The 24,514-nt window shown below is 46.4% G+C and carries 31 protein-coding genes and 1 tRNA gene; 10 read left to right on the top strand and 22 right to left on the bottom strand.

Annotated elements, in window-relative coordinates:
* Positions 1–29 precede the first annotated feature (29 nt).
* The 10 genes from BACPLE_RS08480 (at position 30) to BACPLE_RS08430 (ending at position 7,630) form a co-directional block, all read left to right on the top strand.
* Positions 30–389, top strand: a complete 360-nt coding sequence (locus tag BACPLE_RS08480) for a DUF3876 domain-containing protein (RefSeq protein ID WP_004294975.1) — start codon at positions 30–32, stop codon at positions 387–389.
* The gene (locus tag BACPLE_RS08475) at positions 386–1,015 is read left to right on the top strand and encodes a DUF4141 domain-containing protein (RefSeq protein ID WP_007560883.1); all 630 of its coding nucleotides are present in this window, start codon (positions 386–388) and stop codon (positions 1,013–1,015) included. Before BACPLE_RS08480 ends, BACPLE_RS08475 begins: the two co-directional genes overlap by 4 nt.
* Positions 1,016–1,018: 3 nt before the next feature.
* Complete coding sequence (gene traJ, locus BACPLE_RS08470) at positions 1,019–2,032, top strand: conjugative transposon protein TraJ (RefSeq protein ID WP_007560881.1); 1,014 nt, start codon at positions 1,019–1,021, stop codon at positions 2,030–2,032.
* 32 nt (positions 2,033–2,064) lie between these two features.
* The gene (traK, locus tag BACPLE_RS08465; protein WP_004326315.1) at positions 2,065–2,688 is read left to right on the top strand and encodes a conjugative transposon protein TraK; all 624 of its coding nucleotides are present in this window, start codon (positions 2,065–2,067) and stop codon (positions 2,686–2,688) included.
* Positions 2,689–2,940: 252 nt separating this feature from the next.
* The gene (traM, locus tag BACPLE_RS08455; protein WP_085930677.1) at positions 2,941–4,245 is read left to right on the top strand and encodes a conjugative transposon protein TraM; all 1,305 of its coding nucleotides are present in this window, start codon (positions 2,941–2,943) and stop codon (positions 4,243–4,245) included.
* A gap of 46 nt (positions 4,246–4,291) precedes the next feature.
* Entirely contained in the window at positions 4,292–5,206 is a 915-nt protein-coding gene (traN, locus tag BACPLE_RS08450) for a conjugative transposon protein TraN (RefSeq protein WP_005776862.1), read from the top strand.
* Complete coding sequence (locus BACPLE_RS08445; RefSeq protein ID WP_007560874.1) at positions 5,203–5,760, top strand: conjugal transfer protein TraO; 558 nt, start codon at positions 5,203–5,205, stop codon at positions 5,758–5,760. Before traN ends, BACPLE_RS08445 begins: the two co-directional genes overlap by 4 nt.
* 6 nt (positions 5,761–5,766) lie before the next feature.
* Positions 5,767–6,627, top strand: coding sequence for a toprim domain-containing protein (locus BACPLE_RS08440; protein WP_007560872.1), 861 nt, complete (start codon positions 5,767–5,769; stop codon positions 6,625–6,627).
* Positions 6,624–7,127, top strand: a complete 504-nt coding sequence (locus BACPLE_RS08435) for a DUF3872 domain-containing protein (protein ID WP_007560870.1) — start codon at positions 6,624–6,626, stop codon at positions 7,125–7,127. Before BACPLE_RS08440 ends, BACPLE_RS08435 begins: the two co-directional genes overlap by 4 nt.
* Positions 7,128–7,174: 47 nt before the next feature.
* Positions 7,175–7,630 (top strand): glycoside hydrolase family protein, encoded by a 456-nt coding sequence (locus tag BACPLE_RS08430; RefSeq protein WP_007560868.1) that lies wholly within the window; start codon positions 7,175–7,177, stop codon positions 7,628–7,630.
* A 44-nt stretch (positions 7,631–7,674) separates the two neighbouring features.
* Here BACPLE_RS08430 and BACPLE_RS08425 read toward each other — a convergent pair whose 3' ends face one another.
* The 22 genes from BACPLE_RS08425 to BACPLE_RS08320 form a co-directional block, all read right to left on the bottom strand.
* A complete protein-coding gene (locus BACPLE_RS08425) occupies positions 7,675–8,022 on the bottom strand; it encodes a hypothetical protein (protein ID WP_007560866.1) in 348 nt (115 codons plus the stop codon).
* The gene (locus BACPLE_RS08420; RefSeq protein WP_004326306.1) at positions 8,022–8,327 is read right to left on the bottom strand and encodes a helix-turn-helix domain-containing protein; all 306 of its coding nucleotides are present in this window, start codon (positions 8,325–8,327) and stop codon (positions 8,022–8,024) included. Before BACPLE_RS08420 ends, BACPLE_RS08425 begins: the two co-directional genes overlap by 1 nt.
* Complete coding sequence (locus tag BACPLE_RS08415; RefSeq protein ID WP_007560861.1) at positions 8,311–8,646, bottom strand: type II toxin-antitoxin system RelE/ParE family toxin; 336 nt, start codon at positions 8,644–8,646, stop codon at positions 8,311–8,313. The genes BACPLE_RS08420 and BACPLE_RS08415 overlap by 17 nt, the downstream gene beginning before the upstream one ends.
* A gap of 56 nt (positions 8,647–8,702) precedes the next feature.
* Positions 8,703–9,461: a hypothetical protein gene (locus BACPLE_RS08410; protein ID WP_007560859.1), complete on the bottom strand. Its 759-nt coding sequence runs from the start codon at positions 9,459–9,461 to the stop codon at positions 8,703–8,705.
* A 2-nt stretch (positions 9,462–9,463) separates the two neighbouring features.
* Positions 9,464–11,398, bottom strand: coding sequence for a hypothetical protein (locus tag BACPLE_RS08405; protein WP_007560857.1), 1,935 nt, complete (start codon positions 11,396–11,398; stop codon positions 9,464–9,466).
* Positions 11,395–11,988, bottom strand: coding sequence for a hypothetical protein (locus BACPLE_RS08400; RefSeq protein ID WP_004326298.1), 594 nt, complete (start codon positions 11,986–11,988; stop codon positions 11,395–11,397). Before BACPLE_RS08400 ends, BACPLE_RS08405 begins: the two co-directional genes overlap by 4 nt.
* 43 nt (positions 11,989–12,031) lie before the next feature.
* Positions 12,032–12,298, bottom strand: coding sequence for a hypothetical protein (locus BACPLE_RS08395; protein ID WP_007560854.1), 267 nt, complete (start codon positions 12,296–12,298; stop codon positions 12,032–12,034).
* An 86-nt stretch (positions 12,299–12,384) separates the two neighbouring features.
* Positions 12,385–13,275 carry a hypothetical protein gene (locus tag BACPLE_RS08390; protein ID WP_007560852.1) on the bottom strand — a complete coding sequence of 297 codons (891 nt, stop codon included), beginning with the start codon at positions 13,273–13,275 and terminating at the stop codon, positions 12,385–12,387.
* 25 nt (positions 13,276–13,300) lie between these two features.
* Positions 13,301–14,020, bottom strand: coding sequence for an N-6 DNA methylase (locus BACPLE_RS08385; protein ID WP_007560850.1), 720 nt, complete (start codon positions 14,018–14,020; stop codon positions 13,301–13,303).
* A 21-nt stretch (positions 14,021–14,041) separates the two neighbouring features.
* The gene (locus BACPLE_RS08380; protein WP_007560847.1) at positions 14,042–14,854 is read right to left on the bottom strand and encodes a DUF4121 family protein; all 813 of its coding nucleotides are present in this window, start codon (positions 14,852–14,854) and stop codon (positions 14,042–14,044) included.
* On the bottom strand, positions 14,851–15,120 hold the full coding sequence (locus tag BACPLE_RS08375) for a hypothetical protein (RefSeq protein WP_004294953.1): 270 nt from the start codon (positions 15,118–15,120) through the stop codon (positions 14,851–14,853). The genes BACPLE_RS08380 and BACPLE_RS08375 overlap by 4 nt, the downstream gene beginning before the upstream one ends.
* Positions 15,117–16,055, bottom strand: coding sequence for a hypothetical protein (locus tag BACPLE_RS08370; protein ID WP_007560843.1), 939 nt, complete (start codon positions 16,053–16,055; stop codon positions 15,117–15,119). Before BACPLE_RS08370 ends, BACPLE_RS08375 begins: the two co-directional genes overlap by 4 nt.
* 299 nt (positions 16,056–16,354) lie before the next feature.
* Positions 16,355–16,648 (bottom strand): DUF4120 family protein, encoded by a 294-nt coding sequence (locus BACPLE_RS08360; RefSeq protein ID WP_004326290.1) that lies wholly within the window; start codon positions 16,646–16,648, stop codon positions 16,355–16,357.
* Between the two features lie 33 nt (positions 16,649–16,681).
* On the bottom strand, positions 16,682–17,659 hold the full coding sequence (locus tag BACPLE_RS08355) for a hypothetical protein (protein WP_007560836.1): 978 nt from the start codon (positions 17,657–17,659) through the stop codon (positions 16,682–16,684).
* Positions 17,660–17,677: 18 nt separating this feature from the next.
* Positions 17,678–18,022, bottom strand: a complete 345-nt coding sequence (locus tag BACPLE_RS08350; protein ID WP_007560834.1) for a hypothetical protein — start codon at positions 18,020–18,022, stop codon at positions 17,678–17,680.
* 15 nt (positions 18,023–18,037) lie between these two features.
* Complete coding sequence (locus BACPLE_RS19440; RefSeq protein ID WP_004326287.1) at positions 18,038–18,193, bottom strand: hypothetical protein; 156 nt, start codon at positions 18,191–18,193, stop codon at positions 18,038–18,040.
* 15 nt (positions 18,194–18,208) lie between these two features.
* Complete coding sequence (locus BACPLE_RS08345) at positions 18,209–18,826, bottom strand: DUF4313 domain-containing protein (protein WP_235777915.1); 618 nt, start codon at positions 18,824–18,826, stop codon at positions 18,209–18,211.
* Between the two features lie 56 nt (positions 18,827–18,882).
* Complete coding sequence (locus BACPLE_RS08340; protein WP_040312726.1) at positions 18,883–19,764, bottom strand: hypothetical protein; 882 nt, start codon at positions 19,762–19,764, stop codon at positions 18,883–18,885.
* 3 nt (positions 19,765–19,767) lie between these two features.
* Positions 19,768–20,937 (bottom strand): hypothetical protein, encoded by a 1,170-nt coding sequence (locus BACPLE_RS08335; protein WP_007560826.1) that lies wholly within the window; start codon positions 20,935–20,937, stop codon positions 19,768–19,770.
* A 225-nt stretch (positions 20,938–21,162) separates the two neighbouring features.
* A complete protein-coding gene (locus BACPLE_RS08330; protein WP_004326283.1) occupies positions 21,163–22,383 on the bottom strand; it encodes a site-specific integrase in 1,221 nt (406 codons plus the stop codon).
* A gap of 243 nt (positions 22,384–22,626) precedes the next feature.
* Positions 22,627–22,699 (bottom strand) — tRNA-Lys (locus tag BACPLE_RS08325).
* Between the two features lie 124 nt (positions 22,700–22,823).
* Positions 22,824–24,467 (bottom strand): ABC-F family ATP-binding cassette domain-containing protein, encoded by a 1,644-nt coding sequence (locus tag BACPLE_RS08320; RefSeq protein ID WP_007560820.1) that lies wholly within the window; start codon positions 24,465–24,467, stop codon positions 22,824–22,826.
* Positions 24,468–24,514: the final 47 nt, after the last annotated feature.

Raw genomic sequence — 24,514 nt, 5'->3', positions numbered from 1 at the left:
AAGAACAACATCATTAAAAAAGACAAGACATGAAAAACAGACAGTTGTACAGACTGGCCGCCTGCCTGATCGGGGCGGCATCACTGCTGCTGCAGAGCTGCAGTGAGAGCAGGTTCAAGGACTGTGACCGCCTGTGCGGTTCATGGAGCAGTGTGGAAGGCAAGCCCGATGTCCTTATATATAAGGAAGGGGACGCCTACAAGGTGACGGTCTTCGCACGCAGCGGAAAGACACGGAAGCTGAAGCCGGAAACCTATCTGCTGGTGGAAGAAAACGGTAACCTGTTCATCAATACCGGCTACCGCATAGACATCGCCTACAATGAGGCGGCTGACGTATTGACCTTTTCTCCGAACGGTGACTATGTAAGGAAGGAGGTACGTCCATGAGAAAAAGACTGCTGCTGCTTTGTGCAGGAACCTTATTCCTTGCCGGACAGATACGGGCACAGTGGGTGGTGACTGATCCGGGAAACCTTGCCCAGAGTATCATCAACATGTCGGACAATATCGTGCATACCTCTTCAACTGCGACAAGTACCGCCCAGAATTTTGCGGAGACGGTGAAGATATACCAGCAGTACAAGAAATACTATGATGCCCTGAAGTCCGTCAACAATCTGGTGAAGGATGCCCGTAAGGTCAGTGAGATTATTCTGATGGTCGGTGACGTGTCGGAAATCTACGTGACCAATTTCCAGAAGATGCTGGGTGACGAGAACTTTTCTCCCGAAGAGCTGGATGCCATCGCTTTCGGTTATACCAAACTTCTGGAAGAGAGCAACGGGGTGTTGCAGGACCTCAAGCAGGTAATCAACGTCAGCACCCTTTCCATGACCGACAAGGACCGTATGGACGTGGTGGATGACTGTTATGCCAGTATGCGCCGTTACCGCAATCTCGTGAATTACTATACGAACAGGAATATAGCCGTGAGTTTCCTGCGTGCCCGCAAGAAGAATGACCTTGACCGTGTCCTGAAGCTCTATGGTAATGACACCTCCAAATACTGGTAGCCTATGGTATTGTTATCCGTGGATTTCTCGAATCTCCATACCATTCTGGAGAGCCTTTACAATGAAATGATGCCCCTTTGCGGAGATATGCTGGATGTGGCCAAGGGACTTGCCGGACTCGGTGCCCTGTTCTATGTGGCCGTCCGTGTCTGGCAGTCGCTTGCCCGTGCCGAACCGATTGACGTGTATCCGCTTCTGCGCCCGTTTGCGATAGGCATCTGCATCATGCTTTTCCCGACTCTGGTACTCGGAACGATGAATACGGTGCTGAGTCCGATTGTGCAGGGAACCCACAAGATGCTTGAGGGGCAGACGATGGACATGCAGCAGTACCGTGAGCAGAAGGACAGGCTGGAACGGGAAGCCATGCTCCGTAATCCGGAAACGGCCTATCTGGTCAGCGATGAGGAGTTTGACCGTCAGCTGGACGAGCTCGGATGGTCGCCCGATGCCATGGCAACCCGTATGGGCATGTATCTGGAAGTGGGCATGTACAATCTGGAAAAGAATATCCGTGACGCTTTCCGCAGTCTGCTGGAACTGCTTTTTGCCGCGGCATCCCTGCTGATAGATACGGTAAGGACCTTTTTTCTGGTGGTATTGTCCATCCTCGGTCCCATTGCCTTTGCCTTCAGCGTGTGGGACGGTTTCCAGTCCACGCTCAGCCAGTGGTTCACACGTTACATTTCCGTCTATCTGTGGCTTCCCGTGAGTGACCTTTTCAGCTGTATGCTGGCCAAGATTCAGGTACTTATGCTGCAGAACGACATCCTGGAGCTCCAGAACAATCCGAACTATTCGCTGGACAACTCCAATTCGGTATATGTGATCTTCATGCTGATAGGTATCATCGGATACTTTACCGTGCCGACCGTGGCCGGATGGATTGTGCAGGCAGGCGGTGGCGGAAACTACAACCGAAACATCAACCGTACCGCGACCAAGGCCGGAGGATTTGCAGCCGGTGCCGCAGGTTCCGGACTGGGAAATATCGGAGGGCGTCTGCGTGGAAAATAAACAGAACAGGAACATTAAAATCATGAAAACAGATGGAATTCAAATCACTGACCAATATTGAAAGCAGCTTCAGACGGATACGCCTGATGCTTGCGGTCTTTGTCGGATGCTGCACGCTCGTGACCGTCTTTGCCCTGTGGAACTCATACCGCTTTGCGGAGAAACAGCGTGAGAAAATTTATGTACTCGATGGCGGCAAGTCACTGATGCTTGCCCTCTCACAGGATCTTTCACAGAACCGTCCGGCTGAAGCCAGGGAGCATGTAAGAAGGTTCCATGAGCTATTTTTCGGGCTGTCGCCGCAGAAGGATGCCATCGAGCACAATATCAACCGTGCTCTGCAGCTGGCGGACAAAAGCGCCTATCATTACTATGTGGATTTTGCCGAGAAAGGATATTATAACCGTCTCATTTCCGGTAATATCAATCAGGTGGTACGGGTGGACAGCGTGGTCTGCGACTTTTCCGGATACCCCTACAGGGCCAGGACGTATGCCCGCCAGATGATTATCCGTGAGAGTAATGTGACGGAACGTTCGCTGGTGACTGACTGCCAGCTTCAGAATACGTCCCGTTCCGATGACAACCCCAACGGCTTTATCATCGAACATCTGACCATACTGGAAAACAAGGACATAAGGAGCGTAGAGCGATGAAAAGGAACCTGACGAGACAGGCAGACCTTCAACTCAGGAGGTTCTGCCACAGACTTACCGTTAAACAGCGCAAGGCCGTTCTCTGGATACTGTTTGTCCCGTTTGCCGCCGCATGTGTCTATACGGCATGCAGACCGTTTATAGGCAGTAAGAACAGGGAGTCCGGAATGGAATTTATGGAAAAGGATTCACTCCGTATGGAGTTCATTCAATCTATTGTAAGAAATGGAGAAAGAAAAAGTCAAGAAAGTAATGGAACGGCTGATGAAACCGTTCAGGCTCCGGTCCTCAAAGGACAGGAAGCCGCTGAGTGAGGAACAGAAACGCAAACGCGCCAGATTTGTTGTGTATCCTCTGATGTTCCTGCTGTGTCTGGGAAGTTTCTATCTGATATTCTCACCTTCCGGGCAGGAACGGGAGCGGCAGGATAAAGGACAGGGATTCAATACGGAAATCCCTTCTCCCGAGGACAGCCGCCTGGAAGGAAACAAGAAGGATGCCTATGAAAAGGCTCTGATGGAACAGGAAAGCAGGAAAAGGAAGACATTCTTTGAAGCTGCGGAGTCCATGTTTGCCAAAGAGGAACGGAAAGACAGTGTCCGTCTTCCCGATAACATTCCACCGGAGAGGCAAACAAACACGGAAACGGAAACAGAAAAAGGCAATGCCGGACCGGTCAGTTCCTCGGCCGGAGCCTACCGTGAGATGAACCGTACGCTGGGAAGCATCTATGAACCGCGGACCGATCCGGAAAAGGAAAGGCTTCTGGAAAGGATTGAGGAACTGGAGCGTATGCAGCAACAGCAGCAGAAACAGGAGCCACTGTCAGGCATGGAGGAAAAGATGGCCCTGATGGAAAAATCCTACGAACTGGCCGCCAAATACAATAACCGTCAGGCAGTGGAGACTCCTTCTCCCGTCAGAAAAGCGGAGGACAAAAAAGCCATACCGGTGAAACAGGTTCACAATGAGGTGGTATCCTCGCTTTCCAGACCTATGAGCGACGAAGAGTTCATATCCGCTTTTTCGGGAGAACGCAATGCCGGTTTCAATACGGCTGTCGGCAGGAAGACAGTAACGGAAGGCAATACCATTGCTGCCTGTGTACACGGTACGCAGACCGTATCCGACGGACAGGCCTTGCGCTTGCGGCTTACCGAGCCCATGTCTGTTGCCGGACGTTTCATACCGAAAGGGACTGTACTGGTAGGTGGCACACGCATACAGGGTGAACGGCTGGAAATCATGGTCAATGCCGTGGAATACAAGGGAACTATCCTGCCGGTGGAACTGGAAGTCTATGATCTGAACGGACAGCAGGGAATCCTGGTGCCGGGTTCACTGGAATATGACGCTGCCAGGGAGATTGCCGCCAACATGGGAACCTCGATGAACAGCAGCATCAACATTTCCACCGATGCCGGGGCGCAGATTGCCTCCGATCTGGGAAAAGGTGTGATACAGGGCGTTTCCCAGTACATATCCAAACGGATGCGTACGGTAAAGATTACTTTGAAGGCCGGACACCGGGTACTGCTCCATTCACCGGAGAAATGAAATACAGGAAACTATGAAAGAAAAGACAACCATTAAACAAAAGCACATGAAGAAGATTCTGATGATGTTTGCCCTTTTACTGGGCGTATCGGCTGCCTGGGCGCAGCAGAGTAGCGGTGATTATTATGAGGGGCTGACCCGCAAGATCGGTTTCAGCCAGATGATTCCGCCGCACGGACTGGAAATAACGTATGACAAGACCGTCCATGTCATTTTTCCGGCTCCGGTCAAATATGTGGATCTCGGTTCTACAAACCTGATAGCCGGCAAGGCCGACGGTGCCGAGAATGTAATCCGAGTAAAGGCCACGACACGCAATTTCAGGGAGGAGACCAATATGTCTGTAATAACCGAAGACGGGAACTTCTATACCTTCAACGTGAAGTATGCCGATGAGCCGTTACTGCTGAATGTGGAGATGTGTGATTTTATCCATGACGGAGAATCGGTGAACCGTCCCAACAATGCCATGGAAATCTATCTGACCGAGCTGGATAACGAGTCACCCCGTCTGGTACGTCTTATCATGAAATCCGTGTATGAGAATGACAAGCGCCGTATCCGTCATATCGGCTGCAAGCGTTTCGGTATCCAGTATCTGCTCAAAGGGCTGTACACCCATAATGACCTGCTTTATTTCCATACCCAGGTAAAGAACTCCTCGAATGTTCCCTTTGACGTGGATTTCATTACGTTCAAGGTGGTGGACAAAAAGGTGATGAAGCGTACGGCCATGCAGGAGCAGGTGATTTATCCGCTGCGTGCCTATAATTATGTGACACGTGTAAACGGCAGGGATTCGGAATGTACGGTATTTGCCCTTCCCAAGTTTACAATACCGGACGACAAGAAACTGGTTGTAGAGATGTATGAGAAACAGGGCGGCCGTCACCAGAGTTTTGAGGTGGTCAACGAAGACCTGGTGCGTGCGGAAACCATCAATGAACTGAAGGTACGATGAGAACGAAAGTATTGTATATGCTGGCATTGCTGCTTGTCCTTTCCGTGGGACAGGCAGAAGCCCAGCGGATTCTGCCAAGGATGCAGGGTGTGGAAATGCGTGGAGGTATGGCTTCCGATAACGGATACTATATGGGAATGACACTTTCAAGTTATGCCAAAGGCGGGAACAAATGGGTATATGGAGCGGAATACCTGCATATGAAACACGGTTACCGTCATGTGACCATCCCTTCGGCGCAGTTTACGGCAGAAGGTGGATATTACCTGAATTTCCTTTCCGATGCGGGAAAAGTGTTCTTCCTCAATCTGGGAGGATCGGCACTGGCCGGATATGAGACGGTAAACTGGTCCGATAAAAAACTCTATGACGGGGCCACTCTGAAAAACGGCGATGCCTTTGTGTACGGCTGTGCCCTGACGCTGGAGATGGAACTGTACCTTGCCGACCGTGTGGCATTGACGGCTTCCTTGCGTGAGCGTTTCCTGTGGGGCGGAAGTCTCGGACATTGCCATACCCAATATGGAATCGGCATTCGTTTTATGATAAATTAGCGGGTTATGGAACTGGAACAGATTAGACGGATTTCTCTTGTCGGTTTTCTTGAAGATCTGGGGCATATGCCTGTATCCCGTAAAGGAAATGATGTCTGGTTCAGATCCCCTTTCAGAAATGAGAGAACCGCATCCTTCAAGGTGGATACGCAGCGGAATGTCTGGTTTGATTTTGGCCTCGGAAAGGGAGGTGACATCTTCCATCTTGCCGGAGAACTGACCGGAAGTACCGGTTTCATGGAACAGCTGGAGTTCCTTTCAGGGAAATCCGGCATCCTTCCCCTCCGGCCTTTACAGGAACGTAAGAAGATACCCCGCGTTTCCGGATTCGAGGACGTGAAAGTGACGGAACTGAGTCATGAGGCATTGAAAGGTTACCTGAAAGAGAGAGGCATTGATCCGGCCATAGCCGGGAGATTCTGCAAGGAAGTGGCATACGGAATACGGGGCAAACGGTATTTTGCCATAGGCTTCATGAACCGGAGCGGCGGCTATGAACTCCGTAACCCGATGTTCAAGGGATGCATCTCTCCCAAGGACATTTCCTGTGTGTCCCTGTCCGGAAAGAAACAGGATACGTGCTGTGTGTTTGAAGGATTTGTGGATTTCCTTTCGGCATTGGTATTGCGGATTGTGAAGGACGAGGACTGCCTGGTGCTGAACTCTGTATCCAATCTGGAACGGTCGTATGCCGTTCTGGAGGGTTACGGTAAAATCCTGTGCTTTCTTGACCGTGATCGGGCCGGGATTACTGCACTGGAGACTTTGAACATACATTTCGGGAATAAGGTTATGGACTGTTCCGGTCTGTATGATGGATTAAAGGACTTGAATGAATATCTGACAAAAACAAAGGAAAACAAATGAAGACAGAAAAGAATATGAGAAAAGGATTTGGGCTGGCAGGCAAGATTGCCATGTTCTGCATAGGTCTGGTCAGTCTTGTACTGACCTCGTGCGAATCCGAGCTGGAAATCCAGCAGAGTTATCCGTTTACCGTGGAAACAATGCCGGTTCCAAAGGAACTGAACAGGAATGAGATGGCGGAAATACGATGTGAACTCAAAAGTGAGGGCGATTTTGACGGTACAGTCTATACGATCCGTTATTTCCAGTATGACGGGGAGGGTTCCCTGAAACTGGACAACGGTCTTGAATTCAAGCCGAATGACCGTTATCTGCTGGAGGACCGGAAGTTCAGGCTGTATTATACTTCACTATGTGACGAGGCGCAGAACTTCATTGTCGTTGTTGAAGACAACTGGGGAAACATGACGGAAATGGAATTTGATTTCAACAATGCGGGCGATGAAGAGACAGATGCTACGGAAGATTCAGTGTCAGTTCAGGAAGGAGGTGTCCTATAATAACCGTAAGGTCTCTAAGGTCAGTACTGCCATTGGTGGTACTGGCCATGACGGTAACTTCCCTGCGTGCACAGGAGAATGTGGAAGACTCACGTTGGGAAACGGCTGTCAGGTGTATCAAGAAATACGAAGGATGGCATGGTCCGGAACATTATCCGTATGTTGCATACGGTCACCGTATCAGAAAAGGGGAAAAGTTTCCCGTCAGTCTGACAGAAAGTGAGGGAGACAGTATTCTGAGAAAAGACCTGAAGGAAATGTGTGCGTTGTTCCGTCATCTGGGAAAGGATTCGCTTTTGGTTGCATGTCTGGCATACCAGGTGGGACCATATAGGTTGCTCGGTTATGGCAGGATGCCCAAAAGCACGTTGATAAGGAAACTGGAAGCCGGTAACCGGGGCATTTATGCGGACTTCATACGATATTGTCACTATAAGGGAAAGAAAATTCCGTCAATTGAAAGGAGAAGAAAAGAAGAATACAGATTACTGTTTATGCCATAGAAAACAAGACAGCCGTGAATTTATCATGATTCACGGCTGTCTTGTTATAATATCCTGTCTAAAAAAAGTGACAGGGGATAAATGAACCGATTATACTGTTTCAGAGCATCCATATCCAGCTTCATGTTTTTGTAAGGATTTGAATCGTCTGTATAGAAATAGATGTCTGTTGTCTGGTTACCATTTTTTATAATTTTCCCGTTCAATGGTATCGCGTCCACATCCTCGAACTTTTCAAGGGGAAGGCCTTCAATAGAACCGGTTTCCTGTTTGCCGAGACTATTTGTATAGTGATTGAACAGTACAAATCCTTTTCGGGCATAATCAATGTGAATGCCGTATGGACGGTTGCGGTAAAAGTTTTCTCTGGCTTTTTCCTGATAATTTTCCATTATAATACCGGTTTGACAATTTCAATCTTCAATCCGAGTGCATCAATGATACGGCAGAACGTACTGATACCCGGATCTACAATACCTTTTTCTATTCTGGAGATATAGGACTTGTTGGTCCCGATTTTTTCAGCCAGTTCGGACTGGGTCATCTTTTCCTTCTTTCTGGCATCGCATATAATCTGTCCCATGCAGTAGGCGTATGCCTCCTTACGGAACTCCTCACGTTCAGGTGTTCCCGGCTTGCCGAATTCCGCATCCATGATAGCATCGATGCTGGTCAGGTTTTCATTTCTTGCTTTCATAATACTCCTCCTTTATCTTTAATGCTTTTTCTATTTCAGAAGGCGGTGTCTTCTGTGTCTTTTTCTGAAATCCGTTGAACAGGATTACGATGTTCCCGTCATCAAATATGAAGAATACCCTGAAGATATTGCCTCCATATTCAGCACGGATTTCATAGAGCTCTTCACGCAGATACTTTACGAACTTGCTGCTTACCCTTTCCTGTACTTTCAGCATATCAAGAATGTAGTATATCTTACGGGCTTCCTCTTTTCTGAGAGATGAGATAAAGTCCATGAAATAATTCTTGTAGGCTGATATGGTCCTTTCCTGTTTCATGCTGCAAATATATATAAAGTTTACATATCAGGCAACTTTGAAAAGATGAAAATAAATTATTCCTCGTTTTCCAAGTTGGTAAAGTTAAAACATTCCGTAACGATGAAGTCTTCTCCTCCGTATTCTGCCAACGCCATGAAATCGGACAGGCTGTCGCAATAGAAGAAGATGGTATCATCATGCTCTTCCGGAATGTTTTCGAGTGCTATGGAAACTTCCGTTTCTTTCATATCATCTTTCCAGATGATACGGCATAAGGCCAGTTGCGGTTCGGTATTGTAAGTCTCTGTAAACTCTTTATATTTCTGAGATATTCCCTTCTTTACTTCAGATGTGTCGCTTATGACTACTCCAGTTTTACAGTTGTCGCACCACCCATACTGAAAAGAGTCATCTGTATAGTGGTCAAAGTCCTTTGTATTGGGATTTATCATCGCTTCACAGGTTACGTCTGTACTTCCGCATTTGCAGCATATGACATTATCTTCTTTTATATGGAAGATATTTGTCATGGCTTCCAGAATGTCGTTAAGCCATACCGGATTGGCCAGAGCCGCCTCATGGCGGCTTGTGACCTTGTAGTTTTCTCCGGTTATCTTATCATGGACTTCAAGTATGATTCCTTCTCCGACGGCAGTTACCTTGTGTACGGAGCATTCGCACGGATCACCTGTCTTGTCAAACAGGATTACGAAAACCGGATTGTCATTGTCTGTCAATATTACTTCGGAAACCGAGTTTGCCTGCATCAGTGCAAGTATCCTGCCGACGATTTCATCGCACAGGTTTTCAATTCTTTTTTGGAGAATATTCATATTCAGATAAGATTTAGATGTTGGACTTCTTTTTTGTATTTCTCCAGTGAAGGCTTGTATCCCTGTTCATGGATAACGTCCTTCAGCTCTTTCAGGGTATAGGTCCGGGCTATGTCCAGTCCGTAGTCTTCCGCAAAGGCTTCTATTCCAATTAGACAATACCCCATATTGCGGTGTACCGTTTCTGCATTGATTTCCATAGAGTCATCTGTTCCTTTGGGGAGTACAGCCTGCTCCTTCAATTGACGGATCTTGTATTGCAGGCCGGAGGCGAGCCTTTCCATGTTCCTGTCATGGTAGGTCAGCCCGTCCTTGCGGATACAGTATTCCACTGTCTGCCCCATGAAAGAGTTGCGGAATATTTCGCAACCCAGTATGGTACGGATATGTTCCACCTCATAATACCGCATGGCCTGTACATCCTTCAAATCCTTTTGAATCTTCGGAATCCGGAATTGCGGGTCGTTGTCACATATTGTCTTTTCCAGCCATGTCCGGTGGAATGTAGTAATCTGTTTTCTGAACACTGTCTTGGCAGGCATATATCGGTTGGGATGGCGTGTCATGATAAGATAGTATTCACTTTCATGCCATCCGCGTTTACATTTTTGTAAGGCGATGTAAGCGAGTCCTATACGGCAGTATCGGCGGCTGTCATCACGGTCCCTGATATGCTTGAAATCCGTTTCACATCCATAGAATTCGGCTGGAAGCCCTGTATATTTTTGGAATTCCATGACCCGTTCCTTGAAATACCGGATATTATCCTGGTCTTTTTGACATAACAGCCTGGACATTTCAGGTGTGATGAATTCCATCCGCAGATAATGGAAGTATTGAGGCTTCTCCTTGAGAACCTTCTGGGCAAGTTTTCTGGTCTGTAGTTTCTTCGGCAGTTGAGGGAGCCAGCGCAGACTATGGCCGTATTCGGTGAAATATTCCACAAGTTCCCTGTTCCAGCATTCCGATGGAATATCAGGGTAGAACGAATCCCTCCTGGCCAGTGCCATACAGACCTCTTTCGTCATCAGGTTCGGTTCAAGAATGAAGTTGTAACTGTTGATTTCTCTTTTTACTTCAAGTGTATGAATAAGTCTTTCCGGTGTCCGGAACCGTCTGGGAAGTTTGTTAAACAGGTTAGGTTCCAGCTCCATTGCTTTGTCAGTCATGGCATCATCCGCATGTTTGGAGAACCACTCGTAATGTCCGTATGAATCGAAAATGCCATGCAGGTTGCCTGTCTTGTGACAGATGGCCTTCCATACGGTGTCATAGTCAAGCCAGCGTGTATCCACTTCCTTGATACAGCGTATGGCCCATTCCTTGTAGTATGCTGCCTGTTTGAAACATTTAGGCATCATTTTGTCGATAGTCATGGTTGCGATACGTCCGTCATGGATCAGTTCTTTCCAAAGTCTGAAATCCTTGGCTTGTCGCGGAACGAAAGAAAGCATGACGCTTGTTTCATATAAGAACTGCTGTTCATACCTCTCTGAACAGTACCGGTAACCTCCGTTTTGCTGTACGTCACGGTAAAGGGAGTATATTGCATCACGGACTGTTCCGTTGTTCCATGAGGATGAAGGTATCAGATGCAGGTAGTGCATGAAATTCCTGTGTGCGAACAGCGATTCAAGTATGTCACTGTTCCTGTATTTTTCCGGTATGTCAGGAAAATTACTCTTTTCGGCCTTTATTGCCCTTAGACAAATCTGGCGGTTACGTTTTTCTTCAGGTATCTTCGAAAGCTGCCAGGAACGCCATCCGTAATCATCTGTTTTGAATATACTGTCAAGTATTTCAGAAGTAATATATTTCTCCGGCAGATAGTTGACCAGTTCCGGACGGTGTTCGGTCGCGGCCAGTTCAACCATTTCCATTGTGATGAATTTGTCCGGCATACATGATATAGCCTTTGTCATATTGATTTCTTTCATGATTCCAGTTTTTTAGGTTTGATGACTTTTATAAGTTGTGTTTTGCGGAATACATATACCGTTTTCCCTTTTTCACTGACTCTTTTGGGAAGGCTTTTCCAGGTATCCCATCCGTTGACAATTTCCGGAGTGAATTCCAGTTTTCCCGTTTCGCCGATTACGGCAAAGGAAAGTCCTTTGTCCAGAGGGGAAGGTGTATGGTCCTTGTCGGGAACAAAGACAGAAAATTCAGGATTGCTGATTTCATAGATTTTTCCTTCATAGCCCAGAAACCATCTGCCATTTTCATACAGGTAAGTCCAGTCACCGAGCAGGAAGAACTTTTCCTTGCCTGATATTTCCTTTGCTTCGTGAATGGGATTCCCATTATTCAAAGGCCAACAGCTTGTCTTGTTTTCATTTGATGAGAGGCTGCCTCCCAGATGGAGCAGGTTTCCCAAAGCGAGCAGTTTTCTCACCCTGTCTTCCGTGCGGTAGAATGTCCTGAGTATTCTTCCGCAGTTTTCAAAATCCCCTTTTTCAAAAACGGTGATGTACCGTATTCCTTCCGGCAGGGACATTCCGATGTAAGTGTTTTCATCATTTGTCATAGTCGTATATTTTTATATGATTGTTTATGAATGCGATTCTTTGTCATTCCAAGTCTCTTACGCGGACTGGATTATAGGGACAGGACTGTACTAGGTAATTGGTATTTCTGCCCTGAGTCTGACTGTATTGTCTGAAACATTCGATGTCGTTTTCCTCCAGTTTCAGTTTTCTTCTGTTCCTCTGCAGAAAGTCTGCTGCCTTTTCTATGGAAGAGAAGACCGCCTTTGGCTCGAATGAACTGTATTCGTGCCATGCGTTGCAGCTGAAAAGGATATACATTTCAGCCTTTATTCTGTTACTTGCAGCCATATCTTATCTGATTATTCGGGTTGATAAATGACAAAACCCGATTCCGCTGGTGACGGAACCGGGCTTGTCGTATTCGGTTTCAGGTTCTAATTCTGGTTATATGAAAGCAGGAAATCGGCCATTGCTCCGTTCTGTGGAATCATGGCAGGAAAATCAGTCTTTCCCGGTTTATAGATTTCTGTCGCTACATTGTAGACATCCCACGCTGTAATGCGTGGCTGTTCAAGTGAGAGTTTGAGCAGTTCTTCCGTAAACACGGAAATCTGTCCCTGGTTAAGTGGATAGGTGTCCACCTGTGATGCCAGTCTTTTGTCTGCACTGTCATGGGATACACGCATAGCCGTCAGCATACCGATGATCATGTACAATTCACCGGGTGTCAACACCTTTTCCTTGAGCCTTTGGATTCGGCTTCTGTCCGCATCCATGTCACGCTCAAAATTGCGCATCCAGTCATCTACCTTCCCGAACAGTTCCTCGGTAGTCACCTTGTCCTTGCCGTAGTTGGCAACGCTTCGTTCGGGTGAAAGGATGCACTGGTTGTGGCAGATACGTACACAGGGACCTATTGCCGCCTGGATACCGTCCTGATGGTAGGCTACCACGAGTGTAGTTGTCAGTTCATCGGTATCCCCGTTCAGAATGCGGATGGTCGTGAAGATCCTGCGCAGTACATGTGCCTCTACCGCCTTCTCTCCATAGGTCTGTTCCACCTGTGGCAGGATGACCACTCCGGGCTGTGTACGGTTCTTGTTCTGGGCGGCGAAGATTTCCTCCACCTCGTAGTTCAGGTTGTGACGGCGGCAGATGTCCGTCATGCGCTGGATGACCTGGTAGTGGTAGATTCCCCTTACCGGATTGCCGTAGATGTCGTTCTCCTTGTAGGTACGCTGTAGTGTTTCAAGGTCCATTACTTCGATTCCGTTGTTCTGGAAATCAAACTGTCTCTGATTGTTCAATGTTGCTAAAGCTTCCATAATTATATTTTTAAATGGTTGGTAATTATTTGTCCAATAGGTTGATGATACGGACTGCCTCTTTGAAGCGTCCGATATTTTCCGGAAGAGGATTCCTGTATTCCTCTTCCTTCATGCGTCTTATAGAAGGTATTCCCGTCAAGGGCAGAGCCTGGTTGACTTTCCATCCGTCGGTGAATGCCTTCGGCTGGAGACTGTCATGACAGATCACTTCCCCGACACATCCGTGGACGAGCATGTTGCATACGGTCATCATGCAACAGGTCCGGCTGATGTCTTCTCCGACCAGATAGTTTCCCGGATTGTGCGCATGGTATGCCAGCAGGAGTCTTCCGCTGCCGCATGTGGGGTCTCCCATCCTCTGTCCGGTCTCTTTTTTACCTGCCGCGCACATGACCATGAGTTCACAGATATGTGACGGCGTGAAGAACTGTCCGTTTGCCTGCTGTCCCGGTTTTGAGCAGTAGGCCATGTGGAGTTCACCGAAAGCGTCGAACCAGCCCGACCTGCCGATTTGTTTCTGCATGATACGTGTCCATTCGGCTGTCATTTCCATGAACGAGGCGTTTTGCTGACGTTTGTATTTCCAGTTGCTTATTGGCGGTGCTCCAGGAGAGAAGCCGTGGATGATGAAACGCAGCAGGTCGTTGAATACGGTCTGTATTTCATAGCCGCATGAGGAGGCAAAGCCTGTGATGAGCCTGTCGAGCGGCCTGACTTCGTTGGAGATTTCATATCGTGCCATATTCCTTTATATTATAATTGGTTATAGACTGTCGTTGATTCTGTATACTGTTACGGTATGGTTTTCATTGTCCGTGTGGATTCTGACGGGACCGTATCCCATGAATTTCATGCGGATTTGTCCGTGCTGTCCCATACCGTTCCATTGCTCACGTGATATTTCCTTAATATCCATGCGGTATCCCCAAAGTACAAGAGAGTCAGGCAGGATTCCCTTGTAGAGTCTGCCTTTCAGGATTGCGGCCAGCTCGTCCAGCTCGCTCCGGCTGTACAGCGTAAATGAATCGCTGCGGAAGGTGTATTCGCCTGTCCTTTCCCTGTCCCGGTGTTTCATGATATGATAGCGGAACCAGTTACGGGTAGTGTAACCGTCATACAACGGATTCGGTTCTCTGTATTCCCATTTCCTGACCGGAACGTCGAACCTGAGACTACCCGTATTGCTGCGCTTCCCGAATCCCCATGTCCTGAATATGCGGATTTCTGTACCTGCGGGTTTCATGTTCCGGATATTGACCTGCGTCCAGGGACTTCCGGTGGTATCATAGGCGGCTTTTCCCATGTCATCGAAACAGAATACTGTTTCCGGTATCAGGCATATATCCGCATATTTTCCTGTTATCCGTTCTATATGAGCTTTTCCGAAATAGTCACCAGAACGTGAGACAAATTCCACGCAGTCTCCTTCTGTCGGGCACATCTGCCTGCTTCGGACATTCTCCATCAGTTCCAGCATACGGTTCACTTTCCGTACTTCCTTTTCTGTAATGGGATACCCGAAGTCACCGTTTGCCAGTTCAAGACTGTCAAGGTCATATCGTATCTTTGTATTCATCCTGTTCTCCTCCTGTTTTGTGTATAGCGTTCAACCTGTCGGGTGATCATATCACAGAATTTCTGGCCGTTTTCTTCCTCACCCCTGAAATAGGCGGCCATCATCAGCAGGTTCTTGTTGTAATAATGCACCCATTTATCATGGAAATGTGCGCCGGGAACCTGTCCGAATGTTTCCTGAAACAGTTCCAGGGTCAGATCCTCGTCCTGTCTTCTGTTGTATTCCCATATTGCCAGAAGCAGTATGTCATTGTAATTCAGTCTCATATTGCGTTGGTATTTGAAATGGCCATTATGATGTTGCAGCAACCGATTTCCCGGACATTCTCCTTCAGCTTTCCGTTGTTTACCAGTCTGTCGTATGCCTCATGCACAAACCTGTATGCAGGCGAATCATATCCGACACCGTGCAGATGTGATGTCGTCGCCACATTTATCCGTGATGCCATCATGGAAAGTATGTCCTCTTTCCCTGCCCGGCGGTTGCTGAAGGCATCCAGTATATTCCTGTGGATGCACATTCCGTATCTGGCACGGTAATATTCCATTTCTTCTTCATCGGTGAAGGAATACACCTCTTCCGCTATCGTATCCTTTACAAGACGGAATGTACGGCCTCCTTTTTTCAGTATGGCTGTAATCTGTGGAATATGCAGTATTTCACAGTAGCCGCTTATTTCCATCGGATGCACGTACAGGCGTGTCTTTCCTTTTACAAGATACATGGCCTGTGATGTACAGCCGGTTATGTCCGTGTCGAATCCCTCTCCATGAAATTTCTCTTTTATTTCCTTGTAGAATGCGTCCGTTTTCTCATGGGAAAGACCTTTTCCCCATTCATATCCGCTTTCCAAACTGAAAAGCAGATGGAAGAGGGTTGTCCGTCCGGTCTTGCTTTCCCAGTAGCCGTAAAGGTCAGTCGTGCCGGATTTCGGTCCGAACCTGTATCCGTCCGGAGTATAGCTTTCCATCACTTCCAGGAGTGAGTTCGTGAAATTTTCCGATTCTTCCGAATTCCACCATTCTGACGTATCGTCATCCATGGCATAAGCCGGTATATGGTTCATAACCTGCAGGTATTCCGGAGTTTCTTTCAGAATGTCCAGCATCCTTGTGACGGCTTCCTTCCTTTGTCTGATGGAGAACAGTTCCGTTCCGGTATCCGCGTGAAGCCTGTTCTGTGTCTTCTGGTCTGTAATCATGACTTCTGATATTTATTGTTATACATTGTCTGCCTGTAAGGTACAGGCATTCTTATTTCTTGTTGTCCCTGTTGTCTGTTTGCCCGTATCCCTGCAAGGCTTGGCGGAAAAAAATACCGGAGCGAAGCGAGGATGATTTTTTTCCAGACAACCAGCCCGGCAGGGCCGCCTTGCGGGAGTTGCGCGGCAAACAGCTATTTTTGCAGCAAGAAATGAGGATGCTGTCATCATGTCTGCGGCATAAAAAAAGGGAACCCCATATTGCATGAGGCTCCCCAATACAGACTGTCGCATATATGTCAGGTATGTATGCTCCATCCGTGGAAACGTTCCATGGTGACGGCAAATGACTCGTCCGGATTTCCATGATACAGCAGTCCTCCGACAATGCCTGTATTCCCGTCCGGATAACGTTCGCAGAATCCGAACGAATAAGGCGCATGGTCGTAATAGAGTTCGATTTCGCATGGACGGTTCTCGTTCTTCTCCCATTGTTTTAGACGTTCAAGACAGTTTTCCAGGGTCTTGTCATTGATTGATTTTGCATACTGTACGACCTTGTCGTAATGCTCTTGTGAACAGCAGATTTTCATATCGTTTGAATTTATTGGTTGGTAAATGTTTTTTCAGTCAATCCAGAAAGTACCGCAATGAGGGCATCTGCATCCGGCAGGATACTCATTCGAATACCGCACGTCACGGTGGCGTTTGTAGTTCATGTCACCGAAGGTGCATTTCCCGTCTCGGAATGTCTGCTCATAAGCGGCTTCCTGTTTCTTGTATTCAGCCATCCGGCTTTTTCGGACAGATCCGGTAAAAGGTATCATGCCCGTTTCCCATTTTGTGGAATCACACCAGTCATTGGTCATGCCGCAGACTTCATTGGCATAGGAATAGTGTACCTGTGAATCGACAAACAGGTTCTCTCTTCGGAAAGGGAAAGTGATATCCAGCGGAATCCGTACATGATGTCCGGAACCGTTCCGGCTGTCGGCAATGGCCACCACTACATTCCCGTGGAAACGGATGCTTTTGAAATCGTTCTCAGGGTCTTTGCTGATGAGCCTGTCAAACATGGCGTTGAAGTAGATGCGCAGTTCTCCGCCGTATGTGGCATTCTCTACCAGTTCTTCAATCTTCTCGTCAAACTGCCCCTTTTTCAGATGCAGTGCGCGGCGTACCTTATGGCAGGCCATGGCGACTGATTCTCCCCGCAGTGAACAACCGGTCAGATATCCGCTGATTTCCACTCCAAGCGAATAGAAGAAATTAGTGACGGACGAGTTGCGTATCAGGTCCTTTACCGGGTCGGAATCGTTCCGGTCGTAGATAAGTTCCCTGATTTCATCTTCATGCTCTTCAAACTCTCCGGCTAAATTGTCCGCTTCCATGTTCTTTCTTGTCTCCTCCAGATAGTCGTGCATGTTTGAGCTTTCCTGTTCCTCATACCATTCGTATGCCTTTTCATAGAGTTTTTCCATATTGTTGGAACGGACGCATTCCTCCTGGATGTCTTCATGCTCATCAAGGTCATCCCGGTAGTCCACGTAGTAGAGGCTTACATACTGTGGAATATAGTCTGTAAGTTGCAATGTCTGGTTCATGATTCCTGATTTTAAGAGTTATACAAACGAAAAAGCCCTGCTTGTCGTGCAGGGCCTGATTCTTGTGGAACTGAAACCTTTGGAATGTCTGTTTGTATGGTATCTCCATGTCTCAAGCAGATAATCCTTGGTTCCCTTGATACTTCCGTGTACCATACATCCTTTTTCATCATACAGGTAGCAGGTGTTAAGGAGAACCGGTATGCCGTCATGCACCTTGTACATGTGCAGCTCAATATCATTCTTTATGGCGGCAGACTTTTCCTTTTCCACTTTTCTGTGTATGGCTTTTCTGACCTCGCCGATATGGGTAGAGGTATAGCCGATTATTTCCGAATGGAATGCAAACTGATATTTTTCCATAACACTTTATCCGTATTAAAATTCTGATATAAGTTCATCTTCATATACCTCCAGTTCAAGACCGCTCTCAACAATCCTGACCAGCCAGCGGCATTCCAGTCTTTCCATCAGTTCGACGGCACGGTATCCCTTATAGGGACGTCTCAGAAATACAATGTCTCCGGTTTTCATATTTGTTCCTCCTCTTTATTGTGCGTAGATTGTTTCTATCAGTTCTGCATCCGTAAGATAGCGCAGTTCCTGTGTGGAGCAGAACAGGCAGATGCCATCCAGCAGTTCATTTGCCGCAGCATCCAGGTTTCGTACTCCTTCGATCAGATATTCTTCCAGTTCCTTGCTTGAAACAAGATATATTCCGTGAATGTCTTGAACAGTTCTCAAAGGGAAACGTCTTTCCTGATAGATGATGTCCTTTATCATGTCATCCTGTGGTGGCAGCTTGGCGCTGATTGTCTTGAACTGTTCGGGTGCGAGTTCCTTCAACCTGTCAGGATTGAAGCGGAACATTCTGAATCCCTGATATTCAAATCCGGCAGGTTCTGCTATTCTGTTACTGGTCAGGAAATCATGTACGTGTCTGTTGCAGTCCCGGTTGTCCACATAGGCATGGAACGGGGGAAGGGAATTGAGGTTGACGGTGATGTCCGTGTAGGATTCCCAGCATTCCGGATTCTCTTTAGACCGGGATTCAAGTCCTACATACAGATTGTCATTGTCGATATAACTGTTAAGGACGAGTCTGACCTCAATGCACTCAGCCGGATCTGTGGCTGTTTTCCAGTATAGAGTGTTCGATTTGTTCATACTTGTATTGTTTTTATGAGGGAATACGGCAGTCATTCTACCGCATTCCCCGAATATTATGATTTGATATTTATTTGTCCCTGTGCCGATTCCTTTTTCACGGTCCTCAGTCTTTTAAGGAGATACAGGAAATATTCACGGTCATAGATCCGGAAAAGAAATTCCTCTGATGTCTCCTTGATGTGTCCGATGAAAGTTGCGGATTCCCTGCCGGGAGGATATTGAAAGAAATGTCCGTCAGAAACAAGGGTGAACTTCTTTCCTGATACATGGTCTATCAGTTCGTCCGGAGTTTCGTAATGCCCTTTTCCTTTATAGAACTGATAATGGTTCCGGCGAAGACTTTTCAGGGTATTCGCCATGTCCGTCCTTGCTTGTCTGGAATCTGATTGGATGACAAGGTTGCAGATGAATACGGACTGTTTTCCGTCCAGTGAAAAATAATAGGGAATGAGTCTGGTTCCGGTTGTGACCATTTTGCTTGTTTCCTCTTTTAAGATCACGGCTTTTCGGTTGATGATTTCCATGTGACGGTCTATCTGACTGTCCAGTTCGGATTGCGGAGTAAGTACGGAGCGCAGGCCCTTGAAATATCTTCCTTGACGGGTAAAGCAGAAAGAGTACATATTTCCGTAATACGGTTCTCCCACAAAGAACGAGTTTTGTCTCATGCGCAAGGGTGGCAGTACATCCAGCAGGTCATAGTAGTCTTCTTCGGTGATTTCCTTGAACGGTTCGGACAGGGACTTATGGTAAAGCCGCAGCTTCTTATCTATATCAGAAGGTGTTACGGCTTTCAGATAGGGATTGTTTTCCCGTATGCGCAGTTCTTCGATTGTTTCCCCACCATAGTCATTGTGGAATCCGTCACTCATACTTGTCAGGCATGTCCCGTTGAAGTAGCGGGAATCGATTACATATTTCAATCGGTCTTTCATGTCTTATAGGTTTTGAAGGTTCAACACTCTTTTGACTGCATATACGGCATTCTGTGTAAGTTGCCGTTGCCATGCCTGGTATCTCGGCGACCATTTGAAACCGTATGATTTCAGTTCCTTGCGCCTCTGGTCATCCGGAATATTGTCAAACTGGATTTGCAGGCGGTCTGCCTCATAGTTCCATACCAGCGTTCCGCCTTCAAATTTCAGTTCACGGTTTTCCCGTTCTCTGATTTCCTGAAGTTTCAGTCTGGCCTGGCGTGCCATTTCCGGCAGTTGGAAGAAACGGTTCCGCGGAGTGATAACCGGTTTCTTGCATTGCGCATTGAAGTCTGTAATGAAGTCTACCGCTTTCTGTACGATTTCCACTTCTCCTTTTCCTGCATAGGTGCTTACTTTATTAAGGATACTGCTGACAAACAAGGCACGGCTGTATCCTCTTGCTTTACCGGTATCAATATCATGAATGGTCTGTGCGCTGCTTGCAATGTCACGCTTCAGGCGGTTCCATGCCTCTTCCTGCTTCTGTTCTTCCGGTTTGGCAGCCTCTTTCATCCTTTCCATGGCAGCCTTGAAGCGGTTACGCCAGTCATGAAATTCATCAAATCTGTTCTGGTATGCGTCCAAGGCCTTGTTGTTGCGCTGACAGTTGAATTTGGCAGGCCCTGTCACCATCGGACTGGCACATCGTGAGAGACTGCCCAGCAAGGCGGAGAACTTGCTATGGTATGCACTGACATACTCGTTCTGCTTTTCTTCCGGAATCTGTTTCAGATCCTCTACAAGTTGTTTTTCATATTGCATGATGTCTGTTTCCGCCCTTGCTTCAGGTTCGAAGGAACTCCATCTGTACGCGTTGTATGCAGCATCAAGCAGGTCTTCCAGATAGCCGGGATACAGGAATTCCACAGCTTCCCATTTTTCAAATTCAGACGGATGAAGTTCTGTTTCTCCGTCTGCCGCTTCGATGGTGTGTACATAGGACCCCATTCCCGTACAGCGTTTACGGAAATGAAAAAGGACGGCTTCGTCATCCGTCCCTTGTTCTCTGATTTTCTTCACTCGGTAAGCATTCTTTCTTGTCAACGTGATAACCGTCTGTTTTCCGGTCTTGTCCTTCATGAGGTCTGCTACTGTACCTTCACATACCTTCTTTCCAACTTCTTCAGTCATATTCTTTTATTTAAATTAGACATGACCGGCTCCGTGGAGCCAGTATTTCAATTTCTTACTGGCCCGGCTGTTCTTTGCCAATGACCGGTGCAAGGCTTGGCGGAAAAAAATACCGGAGCGAAGCGAGGATGATTTTTTTCCAGCCAACCAGCCCGACAGGGCCGCCTTGCACAGTCAGTGGCAAAGGGCGATATTTGCTGTAAGAAATGAAATAATGGTTGAAAATTATATTGCGAACTTGTTTTGCAGTACTTTCATTTCATTGGCAATGGTAGAATTCATTATTTTGGCATAAATACGAGTTGTACGAATGTCCGTATGTCCTAACATTTTGGCAATGGATTCCAAGGAAACCTTATTTGCAATAGCCAGTGATGCAAATGTATGTCTTGCAATATGTGTGGAAAGATTCTTCTGAATACCACATACATCAGCTATTTCTTTCAAATAACTGTTCATTCGTTGGTTGCTGGGAACAGGAAGTAATAATCCTTTTTCATTGCAGATTGGATTTGATTGATATTTCTCTAAAATAAGTCTTGGTATATCCAACAATGGAATGTCGCACATATTATCGGTCTTTTCCCTTGCTTTTCTTATCCACCATTCACCATTATCAGCCTGTACAAGGTGTTCCTTTTTCAGATTCTTTACGTCTGTGAAAGCCAAACCGGTGAAGCAACAGAAGATGAATATGTCCCTTACGGTTTGTAATCGTTGAATATCAAAATCTTTATTGATGATTTTGCGAAGTTCCATTTCGTTTAAGAATTCACGGTTACACTTGGTCTGTTTGAAGTGTATTTCTGCAAACGGATCATCAGTTATCCACTTCTTTATCAATGCAGTTTTGATGATTTTCTTTAAATTCTTCAGATATTTCACTGTCGCATTTTGCGCACAGTTTTTCTGTATTTTAATGAAATGTTCGAATTTGGTTATAAATTCATAGTTGATTGATTTTAATGGAATATCAGCCAGTTTATACTGTTCACTGATAAACTCCTTCAAATATCTTGCTGTACGTTCGTATCGAAGTACAGTACCTTCGGCATATTCCTTGTTCATTAATTCCCGATATTCCGAATTGTGTTCCTGGAATACTTCAAGCAGCATTTTGGGAGTAGAGTGTTCTCCATAATAGATATTTTTTATAATATCTGCTGTAATAGGTTTACCGTCCTGCTCAAGTTCACGGTGAATTTGAAGGATTTTAGTTCTTATCGTATCAAGATAGTGGTTTATTTCTTGATACTTCTTTTCCCTGCCAATCGCGCATTCTTTTTGCGTATTCCATTTTGTAACATCTATACTTCGCTTGATTTGTACCTCTGCACGTTTTCCGTTTATTGTGATACGCATACAGATTGGTGCTTCTCCATTTTTAAGCAGCTTTGATTTCTTCAGGAAAAACAATACCGTAAAATAGTTTCTTTGCATTGCCATACTCTTCTTTTTTTGATGGTGTAAAAATACATGTTTTGAAAAGAGTTTGTTTTATGCAAAACGCAGAGAATCAGTGAAATATAATCCAATTAGGTGGACTTGTTTTTATGTGGAAATTAAGTCCACCTATTTCACCTCCAGTAAGATGCGGTATTCTGCTTCAATTTGCAGTATGGATAAAAAGAAAAACCGCTGATAATGATTGATTATCAGCGGTTTTCATTGTTTTGCTTTTTGTTTGAGTGATCCGCCTGGGGCTCGAACCCAGGACCCCAACATTAAAAGTGTTGTGCTCTACCTGCTGAGCTAGCGAATCAATCCTTTGTCGCATCGGTCATTTCCCGATTGCGAGTGCAAAGGTAGTAACTTATTTTAAACCTGCAAAACATTTGAGAACTTTTTTTCTCAAATCCCTGTTTTTTCTCTAAAAAAGGGTGATTTCAGGCATTTTTACGCTCTAGTTCCTGCAAATTCTCCATTTTTTTCGTTTCCAGGAACTCATAAATACCACACAAATGTTCTTTCACACGCTGATTTCCGAATTCATATACTTTCGTCACAAGCCCATCCAGGAAGTCACGGTCGTGAGATACGACAATCAACGTACCGTCGAAATCTACCAGCGCCTGCTTCAGAATGTCCTTCGTTTTCATGTCCAGGTGATTGGTTGGCTCGTCCAAAATCAACAAGTTGACCGGCTCCAGCAAAAGCTTTATCATTGCCAGACGGGTACGTTCTCCTCCTGACAACACTTTTACCTTTTTCATGGAAGCCTCCGGACTACCAAACATAAATGCTCCCAGCAGGTCTCTGATTTTATTACGGATTTCACCTTTGGCCACATCGTCAATGGTCTGGAACACCGTCAGATTTTCATCCAGCAAGGATGCCTGGTTCTGTGCAAAGTATCCGATTTGTACGTTATGTCCCAACGTCAGCGTACCTTCATGGTCTATTTCATTCATGATACATTTCACCAGCGTAGACTTTCCTTCTCCGTTCTTTCCGACGAATGCCACCTTATCCCCTCTCTCAATGGTCAGATTGGCATTTTTGAAGACAACATGATCGCCGTATGTTTTACCGACTCCTTCCATGATAACCGGATAGTTTCCACTACGCGGAGAGGGAGGAAACTTCAAGCGCAAGGCCGAAGTATCTTCTTCGTCCACCTCTATCAGTTCCAGCTTCTCCAGCATTTTTACACGGCTCTGTACCTGAAGCGTCTTGCTGTATGTTCCCTTGAAGCGTTCGATAAAATCCTTGGTTTCCTGAATCATTTTCTGCTGTTCCTCATACTGCTTCATCTGTTGCTCACGGCGTTCCTTCCGCAATACAAGATACTGAGAATAGTTCACTTTATAATCATAGATGCGTCCCATCGTCACTTCGATGGTGCGTGTGGTAATATTGTCGACAAACTTACGGTCGTGACTGATGACCACCACGGCCTTGGCACTGTTAATCAGAAAATCTTCCAGCCACTGGATAGATTCGATGTCCAGGTGGTTGGTAGGCTCATCCAGCAAAAGGACGTCCGGATTCTGTAGCAACAGCTTGGCCAGCTCAATACGCATGCGCCATCCTCCGCTGAAATCACTGGTCGGACGGTTAAAGTCTTCCCGCAAGAATCCCAATCCCAGCAAAGCCTTCTCCACATCTTCTTCAAAATGCGTCATGTCGATGGCATAGAACTTCTCGCTCATGGCTGCCACTTTCTCGATTAAAGCCATATAGGAATCACTCTCATAATCCGTACGGGTGGCCAGTTCGTTGTTCATCCGCTCTATCTCTTCTTCCATTTCTTTCAAATGGGCAAAGGCTTGAGAGGCTTCTTCAAACACCGTACGGCCATCCTCCGTCATCAGGTGCTGGGGCAGATAGGCAATCACACAGTCCTTCGGTGCCGTCACCTTTCCACGGGTAGGTTGCCGAACGCCTGCCAAAATTTTAAGAAGTGTCGATTTACCGGCTCCATTTTTACCCATCAGGGCGATACGGTCTTTCTCGTTAATCTGAAAGTTCAGGTCACTGAACAAGGTGGTCCCTCCGAATTCTACGGTCAGTCCATCTATACTAATCATATTTGGTACGTTTTAAAATTTTTGATTTTGGAAAATGCAAAATTACA

This window comes from Phocaeicola plebeius DSM 17135 (assembly GCF_000187895.1).
In the GTDB taxonomy this organism is placed as follows: Bacteria; Bacteroidota; Bacteroidia; order Bacteroidales; family Bacteroidaceae; genus Phocaeicola; species Phocaeicola plebeius.
This window is presented reverse-complemented; position numbering and strand designations above follow the sequence as displayed.